Raw genomic sequence first — 11,208 nt, forward strand, 5'->3', positions numbered from 1 at the left:
CTACTAAATACATAGCTAATGGCGTCCGTTGTATAAGCGCTAGAGCCACTTTTTACACATGAACAAAACCAAACTCAAGTCCTACGCCCCCCAGGCCCGCAAGGACTTCATCGCCGCCGTCACCGCCCGCGCCAACCTGCTGGGCCTGTCTGAGAAAGGTGGCAAACTCGAAATCGCTCCCAGCCAGACTCAGGGCGATGTCACCGTGATTGCTGGCCAGGCTTGGCCCGTCAAGGTCCACGCCCAGCGCGACCAGCTGATCGAGCGCATCCAGAAAGACGGCTTTGCCCAGACGATGGAGGCCATCGCCTACACCTGGTTCAACCGCTTTGCAGCGCTCAGGTACATGGAACTGCACGACTATCTGGGCCACGGCCACCGGGCGCTGTCCAGCAGTGCAGGGGGCCTGCCCGACATCCTCACCCATGCCACCGATCTGGCCAACAGCGATGCCGCCAACGCCCTCCGAGGCCTGAACGCAGCCAAAGTCACCGAACTCCAACTCGCCGGCAACCGCGATGGCGAGTTGTATCGCATGTTGCTGGTGGCCCAGTGCAACGCCTTGTCCCGCGCCATGCCGTTTCTGTTTGAGCGCATTGACGACGACTCCGAGCTGCTGCTGCCCGACAACCTGCTGCGCAGCGACTCCGTCATTGCCAAGCTGGTGGAGGAAATTCCGGAAGAAGACTGGGCCGAGGTGGAAATCATTGGCTGGCTGTATCAGTTCTACATCTCCGAGAAGAAGGACCAGGTCATTGGCAAGGTCGTCAAAAGCGAAGACATCCCCGCCGCCACCCAGCTCTTCACGCCCAACTGGATCGTGCAATACCTGGTGCAAAACAGCGTCGGCCGCCTGTGGCTCATGGCAAACCCGCAAAGCACACTGGCCCAGGCGTGGCCGTACTACATCACCCCCGCCGAGCAAACGCCCCAGGTGCAAGCCCAGCTTGATGCCCTCATCCAGACCCGCGTGCGGGAGGACGACGACACCCTCAACCCCGAAACGATTACCGTGCTGGATCCTGCCTGTGGCAGCGGCCACATTCTGGTGGTGGCCTATGACGTGCTCAAGGCCATCTACCTGGAGCGCGGCTACCAACCCAGAGCCATCCCGCGCCTGATACTGGAAAAGAACCTTTACGGCCTGGACATTGACGACCGCGCTGCCCAAATGGCCGGTTTTGCCTTGCTGATGAAAGCCCGTGCCGACGACCGCCGCCTGTTCACCGCCACGGACGATGCCGGCAACCTGCAGCCGCCCAAGCTCAATGTGCTGAGCCTGCAAGAGAGCAAAGGCCTGAGCGTGGACGAGCTCGCCACCCACCTGGCCCCGTTCAAGGTGCAGCGCGCCACCATCACCGCGCTGGTGGAAACCTTTGAGCACGCCAAAACCTTTGGCTCGCTGATCCAAATTCCCTATGCGCTCAAGAAGCATTTAGCGGTGTTGCCGGAGGTGCTGGCCTTGGTGAAACAGAGCGGGGACATGTATGCCAATGCGGCTTCGGATGATTTGCTGCCGCTGGTGCAGCAGGCGCAAGTGCTGGCGAGGCAGTTTGATGCGGTGGTGGCGAATCCGCCTTATATGGGTGGCAGGGGCTTGCCTCGCTCCGTCACAGACTTTATGTCTGCTGAGTTCCCGTCCAGCAAACTAGATCTCTACTCCGTCTTTATGGAACGGGGATTTCAACTTTGCAAGGCGACCGGAATCAATAGCATGGTTACCATGCAAGGCTGGATGTTTCTTTCTTCCTTTGCCACTTTTCGGGAGAAGCTACTTGATGAGCGATCTATTACCAGTCTCATCCAGATCGGATACAACAGCTTCCCAGAAATGAATTCGAAGGTTGCCCAAGCCTGCGCCTTTTCATTTTTGGCGAGCAAAGTGGACGGCTTGCTTGGCAGGTATGTGGATCTCAATTCTGCGCCGCAGTCCTCAGACAAGAGTGAGATCCTGCTTAATAGAGATTCTGAAATTGTTTACGATGTATTTCCCGATGATTTTAGAAAGATGCCGGGCAGTCCACTCTCCTACACAATCGCCCCTGGTCTATTGAAGGCATTTAGCTTCACGAAATTGGGTGAACTGACGAAGGGTGAGGGAAAAAATGTTACAGCTGATAACGAGCGGTTCTTGAGACTTGTTTGGGAAGTCAGTGCCGAAACTGTTGGAAAAGGGAGGAAGTGGATCATTTACGCCAAAGGCGGCGATTATCGAAGGTGGGCCGGAAATTTAGACTACGTATGCAATTGGAGTGAAGCGGCGCGAAAGCACTATCGTTTCAACAATTCATCTCGCATTATTAGCGAAGAGTTTTGGTACCTCCCTGGATTAACCTGGACAGTAATCGCAACAAGTGGTGTTGGTTTCAGGTATCTGCCGTGTGATACAACCTTTGATACGAAGGGGTTGGCTCTATTTTTTGAGCGAGACGAAAACATTGTCTCAATGCTTGCATTGCTAAACTCCACTGTCGGCCAAAAACTGATCTCTCTCGTGAATCAGACAATGTCGATAAATACCATCGATATAAAATCAATACCTGTTTGCCCATCGTTCCCTGAAATATCATCGGAAGCGACGGAGTTGATCAATAGTGCGTTGGAAGACTGGAATTCTGAGGAGCGGTCCTTTGATTTCTCGATGCCGCAGTTATTGAGGCATGGCGAACAGGAGAAAAGTCTAAGTAGCGCCTTTGCAGCCCACTTCAAGGCTATCGCAAGCAGTATTTCTCGAACAAGGCAGCTTGAGGAAACGATCAACAGCACGCTGATCGAAGCATATGGACTCCGCGGTGAACTCTCTCCCGAAGTCCCCGAATCCCAGATCACCCTGGCCCGCGCCGACCGCGAGAAGGATTGCCAGCGTCTGATTTCCTACGCCATCGGCTGCATGATGGGCCGCTATAGTCTGGGCGCGCCAGGCTTGATTTACGCCCACGCCGGAAACATCGGCTTCGACGCCAGCCGCTATGGCACATTCCCCGCTGATGCCGACGGTATCGTGCCGCTCACTGACGAACTCTGGTTCGAAGACGATGCCGCCAGCCGCATCCGCGAATTCCTGCTCGCCGTCTGGGGGCCAGACACCCTGGAAGAAAACATGGCCTGGCTGGCAGAAAGCCTGGGCTCCAAGGCCAGCGAAACGACGGACGAGACTATCCGACGCTACCTGGCCGACAAGTTCTACAAAGACCACCTGCAAACCTACAAAAAGCGCCCCATCTACTGGCTCTTCAGCAGCGGCAAACAAGGCGCCTTCCAGGCCTTGGTCTATCTGCACCGTTACCACGAAGGCACGCTAGCCCGCCTGCGCGCCGAACACGTCGTGCCTCTCACCGGCAAAATCCAGTCCCGCATCGACATGCTGCAAAAAGACGCCACAACCGCCTCCAGCACTGCAGCCCGCAACAAACTGGCCAAGGAAGTCGATAAGCTCAAAAAGAAACACGTCGAGCTCCTGGCCTACGACGAACAATTGCGCCATCACGCCGACATGCGCATCACACTCGACCTGGATGACGGTGTGAAGGTGAACTACGGCAAGTTTGGGAATTTGCTGGCTGAGGTGAAGGCCGTCACAGGAGGAGCAGGGGATGACTGAGATGACATCGCTCGCATCAATTCTTGAGCCATCTCTGCGCGACCTTGATGAAACGGTTTCCGATTTCCGCGATACATCATTTCAATCCAGCGAAAGTGTGCTCCAGCGCTTTGTTCATCACCTTGACGAGGAGCCCTTAGCTGGTTTTTTAAAGGCCGTGCTTCCCGTACCGGACTTTGATGGGTGGCTTGCAAAGGCCCAGAACACAATTGGGTCAATGGTCGGCTCGGGCACCCTCGAATGGCCTCCAAGCCGTTCGGAACGTGTTGCAATGCAAGTTGCGCTCTGTCGTGCCATATTAAACAAGACGGTCCGTTTTCTGGATTTCGTCCACAACTTCATGTACACCGGGCGCGACGTGGCAAGGCATGTCGATGATTTCGCGACAAAACTGCTGAATCCGTTGATGCGCGACATCGCGAGACTCACAGAATCCCGCCCATTGTCGCCTGTGTTATTTGAGGCAATGGGAACATTGCCGCCGAGCGGAAACCACATTCTTGATGCACTTTTGCACGATGCATGCAAGAAATTCCAGGATGCTGCACCCAAGTCGCGAGCCGAAGGAATTGAAAAGCTTTGGGATGCATGGGAGCGTCTGAAATCTATTGAGGTTCAAGGTGATAAGCGTATGTCCGTCGCCCGCCTGTTGGAACAATGTTCTCGAGAGCCAATGTTCCGTGCTCGACTGGACGCTGAGGCGAGGCACTTACCGAAATCGGCAACTCGTTCCAAATCCGTCACTTTGAGACTGACAAGGTGAGCATTTCGCTGCCGGAGCAGAACGACTACCTATTTCATCGACTCTTCGTATTAATGCACCTTCTACTTTTTAGCCGAGGGCGTAATCAAGGGCCCGCCTGAACTCGCCATCAAAGGGAAAATCGCATATTCAAATAGAGAAAAAGTCAATTTGTGTATGCGAACCAATTCAAATACCGAACTAGCTCAAGTGGGCTGTGCAACATAGAGACATGAATAATGAAAATTACTTACCTGTGCGCTGAAGGTGTTTTGGATGTTGAGCAGGGGGCCTTCAGAGAGATTGAAAAAGGGTTGCCTGCAAATTGGTTCGGTTTTGCTGGATTCCAGCTATTGCAGCGTGGCTCCACTGACCCCCGTGATTTGGACCTCGTAATATTTACAACCAACAGAATTTTTCTAGTTGAGCTGAAGAATTGGCGAGACGAAATTGAGTACTCCAATCGGCAGTGGATGCACAAAGGAAATTTCGTCAAATCGCCGGTCGACAAGACTAGACAAACGGCAAAGGTGTTAGAGCAGTGTCTAAAAGCAAAACTCTCTAATACCTACATCCCGTTCATTGAGTCGCTGGTTGTGCTCTGTCATCCCACATGTCGCCTCAAAAACTTCCCTGACGAAGAGCGGCGTTTTGTTATGAGTCTTCCTGATTTTGTAAAGAACCTTGGGAGGGCTGACGAGTACCGCAAGAAGTTTCCTGAGAAACCTCTTACTTGGCAATATCCTTCAGCCAATCCAATTCCAGACAGAAATAAATATGAGCGATTTTTTTCGCTGAGCAACCCCCAAATCCTCGAGCGAAGGACTGAGTACCAAGGATTTTTGCAGGTTAGCAGCCTTGCCGACTACGTTCACCCCAGAATCATTTGGTCTGAGTTTCGGGCGGAACATGGTGAAAATCGCCGGTCCAAGGCTCTTATTAGGAAGTGGAACTTTTCCAACTTAGCGGGGGGCAACTCCACTGCCGCGGAACGAGCTTCCATTGGACTTCGGGAACTTCGACTGAATGAGATGCTTCGGACGGAGCTTCCAGAGTTGCATGTTGATTTGCTCGAACCGGTAGGGTCAGCCTCGCCGGAAGATGTGACAACTAATTTCGTGGAAGCTTATCGATTACCTGCACAGGTCGAACGCCTTGCTGAACTCATCGCCAGGAAGTCTGACATGGATGATGACGAGAGACGTTCATTGGTAAAGAGCGTGCTTGCAAGATTCGCAAAACTTCACTCAGTAGGGATTGCTCACAGGGACATTACAACAAAAACTCTTTGGGTTGTTGAACCCTCGCGAATCATCTTGTCAAGTTTTGCTGCGGCCAGAATTCCAGAAGGACGCACCGTGGGCGTTAATCGGGTGGAACTGGAGAGTGGGTCAATTCGCCTTCCCGAGGACGATGCCAATGAGGGCAAGACGGCCGCGCATTCAGCCTTTGCCCGCGACGTCTTTCTGCTCGGCGTTCTGTCGTTTGAAATCCTTGAAGGGACCAGGCTGGAGAACTTGGATAATGTGCCCTTGTATGAGGAGAAAAATGCCCTCAAGTCCCCGATGCTGAATGACTGGTTTCAGACAAGCATCAATTGGGACCCGGAGAAGCGCTATCAATCTGCCTCTGAAGCACTTGATGCGTTGAACACTGCGCTTGCAACAGACGTTGAAGCCAGTGTTGCGGACGTAGACATCAGTGTTTACAAGACTGATGCAAGTCCGATGACATTGCTCCCGAAGGAAATCCTTTCCTCATTACCTGATAAAAATGTCTACATCTCGGAAAAGAACGGCCAAAAGGTATTAGTGAAGTGCTGGCCCAACTTGAGATTTGACGTAAAACATCCAAGTCGGAATCGCAAACTTCTAGAATTTCTCCAGACAGCTCGCTCGCTCAGGCAATCAGCCTTTAACGCCGCCCCTGAAGTTGTCGACTTTGGAGTTAGTCCTTTTGGACTGATATTGGTTACCAAATGGGCGCCGGGTGAAGGGTTCAATGAGTGGTTCGAGCGATGCTCCTCACACAAGGAACGCGCCGAAGTGGCGCTGTCGTTGCTGAATTCGGTTCGCCGCCTTCACGCACTAGGAATCACGCATGGCGATATCAAGGGGGCAAACATTGCAGTGTCGCTTTCGGAAGATGGGGAAGTTCACGTTGTACTTCTGGATGTCCTTGACCTTACGGCTGACGGTGATAGCTGCGTAACTGTTGATGACCTGCCTCCTCATCTGGAAGGCGGCTCGGCTCTACAGAGGGACCTATACCTTACGGTGTCGCTGACACTTAAGCTTCTATCTGATGTGGATTTCCCTGCGACGTTTTCTGAGGCCAGTCGGGCAAAGGAACTCACGGAAGTCAACATTCCCATTGACCTTCTGGCGGAAACTTTGCAGAAGGAGCTGCACCCACCAAAAAACATTCACCCGGCCTTTGTAATCAGCGTTTGGCGAACCAAGTCCGAACAGGGGCGATTTCATGAACTGGAAGGTGATAACGGAAGCTTTCCCGTTGGTGTTCAGCCAGTGCCAGCGGAAAGGCGAGTTATCTTCTTTGTGACCGGCTTGCGAGAACAGGTCATCATTAAATACGACCTACAGGATGAGCGTGTAATTGAAATTTCTCTGAAGGAAATTGGACACGACCTCTACGTGTCCAACGCTCGGCGCTCGGCATTTCGGCTGCATGCCCAAATTGGGATTGATTTCGCTGCAGTGTCCGACGCGTCTGAGCTAGTTGAACTGCTTTACTCGAGATACCGGTCTACAAGAGATGACAATGACTTAGAAGAAAGCCTCCCTGCGGGGGTAGAGGCTAAAAGCCCATATGACGTCCTGGAGGCGCATGATGCAGGCGAAACTCGGATTTCGGCGAAGGCGCTTTGGCAGGCATTGGCAGAGTCGGATGAGCTGAATGCCACAAGAATTACTGTTCGGGCGGGTGTTCAAAAAGTACCCCATGAGAAGTATTCATGGCTGGTCCCATACGAACTTGAAGAAGGGGTCCTCGATTTTTCAGAAGGTGAAAAGATTGAGCTACATGAACGCGGAACCGACCCGATGAAAGGGACGGAAGCTTGGTTCCGTGTTGGACTGATTTCTCCGGATATCGGTAAGGATGTTTTGCGCGTATTGCCGACCAGCAATCGCCTCAAGATTACCGAGGGCAAAACGTTCTTTGTGAGAGGTTCGTTTGAGACCAGCGCTTCGGAGCGAAGGGTGGCCGCCATGAGACGTGTCTTGGGTGGTGGCGCTTCAATTCCGAAGATACAAGAATACTTTGACCCACATCTATCGGTTCAGCCATACCAGTTTCCAATGGCTGCATTGAATTTAATTGACAGCCTTGGTTTGAACGACCAGCAAAGGGACGCACTGCTTCAGAGTTTCAAGAATGGGCCGATTTCTCTGCTGCAGGGGCCTCCTGGAACAGGAAAGACAAAATTCATTTCGTCGTTCGTGCACTTGGCATTAAGCAGAGGACTTGCAAAGAACATCTTGCTTGTGAGTCAGTCTCACGAGGCTGTGAACAATGCACTTGAAAAGGTATCTGACCTAGCGGCATCGAACGAAGTTGGCCTGTCGATGGTGCGCGTTGGCTCGGCAACCATGGTTTCGAAAAAGCTGCGGTCAGTGCACGAGGATGCAAGGCGGCAAATCTACCGTGAGAAATTTGACGCCGAGATTCGAGAGCGAATAAGGACAGTTGGCTACCAACTTGGCTTGCCTAGTGCGTATGTGAACGATGCAAGTGATGTATTCATGACCTTGGGGCAGTTGCTCAGTCGCATTGAGTTTTTGCAACAGGCCGATAACCCAAACAGAGACGCCGATGAAGGTATGCGGAGCGCTCAGATTAGAAGGCTCAAAGAGCGATTTTGCGAGATAGCCAGTTCACGGTTTGACCTTGAGGTGAGCACGGAGTCCAACCTGCGTGATGCCATGGAAGGATTTTTGAGCAAGGTAGCGGCCACAAACGGCTCGCCAAGTCCCGAAAAGTGCCAAAAGCTCGAACGCCTCTTTTGGCTTTCAAAAGAGTTCTCAGATGTGCTGCGTAGCCCTCATTCGAATTTCACGTCGTTCTTGTCTCGGACTGCACGAGTCGTTGCAGGAACGTGCGTAGGGGTTGGGAAGCACATGCTGGGAATTGTCGACCATGTGTACGACTGGGTCATTGTTGACGAGGCTGCCAGGGCGTCCCCAATGGAACTTGTGGTGGCCATGCAGGCAGGTAGGCGCGTGCTTTTAGTTGGTGACCATCTGCAACTACCTCCGATGTACCCGAAGGCTGTGGAAGAGAAAACTTCACAACTTTTGGGAATTGGTAGGGCTGACTTCAGAAAGATCAACAACTTTCAAAGGGCGTTTTCTTCCGAATATGGACGGTCAGTTGGGCGGACGCTTTTGAAGCAGTATCGAATGGCAAGTTCGATAAATAGAGTGGTCTCAAACTGCTTCTATGAGGGCGCTCTGACGGTTGATAGGGAGGCTCCAATCGCAGCATATGAGAAGCTTCCAGAGTATCTGGCCAAGGAGGTTGTCTGGATTGACACCGCCGACCAGGGTCGAGCTAGTTTCCACAAGGAGCTTCCAGGGGGCTACGGTGCGCTGGTAAACGAAGTTGAAGCAAATATCGTCGTCTCGGTTGTGCGCGAAATCGCAATGTCTAAAGAATTCGTTGAAGCGATTCGAATCAAGGTACATCAGTCTGACTCTGCGCCAATCGGAATCATCACGATGTACGCAGCCCAAAGGGATTTGATACGACGTAAGTTGGACCAAGCGGACTGGGCGGGAGATATTAGGGACCTATTTACTGTTGGCACGGTTGATAGCTATCAGGGAAAAGAGAACTGCATCATCATTTTGTCAGTTGTCAGAAATGACACCTCAAGCGTGGTCGGATTCTTGTCTGAGCCGGAGCGCATCAACGTTGCACTGTCCCGAGCCCAGGACCGATTGATTGTGGTCGGCTCAACGACGATGTGGTCTGGACGTGCGGGAACTCCTCTGAAGAAGGTTTTGGATGAAGTGATGTTAATGTCTAAGGATGGCCAAGCTCAACTGGTCCAATCCCGTGCTTTGAAAGGAGGGGTTTGAAATGCTTGAGAAATTTAACTCAGTAGCTCTCGGTGTCCCAGCGCAACAGTACTACGTGCGTTGTCACGTATCGGTGGAGCGACAAGTTCCAGTAATGACGGAATTCGCAGTTCGACTCATTCACTTGGCGGAGAAAATTGAATTCGAGGTATTCAGAGAGTACTTTGGGCTTGCCGGGCATGATGCAAATGAGCTTGTTGAAGTCCTCAAGTCCGAAGGGTTGGTTCAAGACTTTGAGGGTGTTTTATCCCTTACAACCTACGCCTTGGCTCGATTCGTTGCCTCCCATGATGGGGTTCCAAGGTTCACCAAAATCGTGGAGCGCCAAAGCCATCCGGTCTTCAATTTATTGACTTTTTCGCCATTAAAGCGGGCTCGCAATGGTGGGTATTGGGACAATACTTTGGAGCTGAACTGGGAGGCTGCAGAAAACGGCTCTGCTCACACGCTAGACCAGGCTTCCGAAGCGTTCCACAGGCATTTCCATGACATTGAAAGGCTTGACAAGGACGACGAAGATAAAAGGGCTTACAGCGTCTACAAAATTGAAGAAATCTCCTCTGGAAAGCGCTTCAATGTCCCTATTCCGATGGACTTTTACATCGACTTCGATGGAAGTATTGACTACCAGCTCGAAGATAACTCCTTATTGCCAGACGACCTCAAGTCAAAGCTGACGCAGTTGACTGCAGACAGAGTTGGGAAGATGGTTGCGCATCCGGACTTCTTTCCTGAATTTCCAGCGGTCTTCGATGACACTGTCTTAAGACGATACATGCGTGAGGTCACGCAATCAGGTGCGTCAAAAGTTGGCACTATGTCGCTCAAACCCTCGGTGCACAACAAATTTCTGTTCTCAACATATGTTAAAGAGGTTCATGCTGAGGGCAACGGTGAGATCTATGACACTGGGAAAAGTCAGGCGGTGCTTGGCGCGTTGTATATGCCCAAAAACCTTCAGAAGCTCCTAATGGGGCTTGAAAAGGCTCTACGGCACTTTTTGAACACCAAAGAGCCAGAGACCCCGTTCCCTGTTGAGATGTTCTGGGTGATTCCCGAAAGCGAGCTGTGGGGGCGAACCGAGATGATGAAAGAGGCAGTTTTTGCTGTCTCTAAGCTCATTGAGAAGGAATGGGGCGAACCTATCGATATCGTTGCGGTATGCAATGCTGCCCAATCTGACCGTAGAGATTCATTGTTGAGTAAAGCGCGCCTGCTTCTGAGTGCTGGTTTCAACGACGTTCTCTTGGGGCCCTCACCTGTAATGTCCGCAAGATTTGAGCTTCTGATACTGCCCGGTGTGCACGTTGCAGCTATGTATCAGTGGAAGTCGCCCGCCTCGGACTTTCTGAGTGTGCCGATTGGATTTATTTCGGAGCACAAAAACAAGCTGGCTAAATCATTGGTTTTCTTGCGAAAGGTTTGCTCCTCTAAGCTTTACCGAGCTTTCTGGGGAAATGCCGATGACGGGGACGGTAACCGTTTGATGCTCAACGATGTTCTAGCTTCCGAATTCTTATATTTGGATGCTTTTGCCGAGGTTGAGGGTTAGAGAATGAATCTTCTAAATAGGCAGATACCGGTGCATTGATTCGAATCGCCATGGGCACAATACAAGCCATTGGATGTGGTTTATTTTCCCTTGGCTAAGGGAATTGGTCAGCAGCTCATTGCAAAGCACTACGGCTTTGCTTCCCGCGAAGAGGCGCCAAGTGGGGCACTCGTATGGCGAAAATGAGGTCTTACTTCAATGAAATTGGGAA

The 11,208-nt window shown here is 51.8% G+C and carries 5 protein-coding genes; all 5 read left to right on the top strand.

The annotated features are described in order from the left end of the window. Positions 1 to 58: 58 nt before the first annotated feature. The 5 genes from pglX to BPRO_RS30985 all read left to right on the top strand — a co-directional run bounded on the left by pglX (position 59) and on the right by BPRO_RS30985 (position 11,199). Positions 59 to 3,601, top strand: a complete 3,543-nt coding sequence (pglX, locus tag BPRO_RS25160; protein ID WP_011485882.1) for a BREX-1 system adenine-specific DNA-methyltransferase PglX — start codon at positions 59 to 61, stop codon at positions 3,599 to 3,601. Beyond that, a complete protein-coding gene (locus tag BPRO_RS28195; protein WP_011485883.1) occupies positions 3,594 to 4,364 on the top strand; it encodes a hypothetical protein in 771 nt (256 codons plus the stop codon). Before pglX ends, BPRO_RS28195 begins: the two co-directional genes overlap by 8 nt. 218 nt (positions 4,365 to 4,582) lie before the next feature. Then, positions 4,583 to 9,445, top strand: a complete 4,863-nt coding sequence (locus BPRO_RS25170; protein WP_011485884.1) for an AAA domain-containing protein — start codon at positions 4,583 to 4,585, stop codon at positions 9,443 to 9,445. Position 9,446: 1 nt separating this feature from the next. Next, the gene (locus tag BPRO_RS25175; protein WP_011485885.1) at positions 9,447 to 10,997 is read left to right on the top strand and encodes a hypothetical protein; all 1,551 of its coding nucleotides are present in this window, start codon (positions 9,447 to 9,449) and stop codon (positions 10,995 to 10,997) included. 34 nt (positions 10,998 to 11,031) lie between these two features. After that, entirely contained in the window at positions 11,032 to 11,199 is a 168-nt protein-coding gene (locus BPRO_RS30985) for a DUF1810 family protein (RefSeq protein WP_369794726.1), read from the top strand. The last annotated feature ends 9 nt before the right edge of the window (positions 11,200 to 11,208 follow it).

It is taken from the genome of Polaromonas sp. JS666 (assembly GCF_000013865.1).
GTDB lineage: Bacteria > Pseudomonadota > Gammaproteobacteria > Burkholderiales > Burkholderiaceae_C > Polaromonas.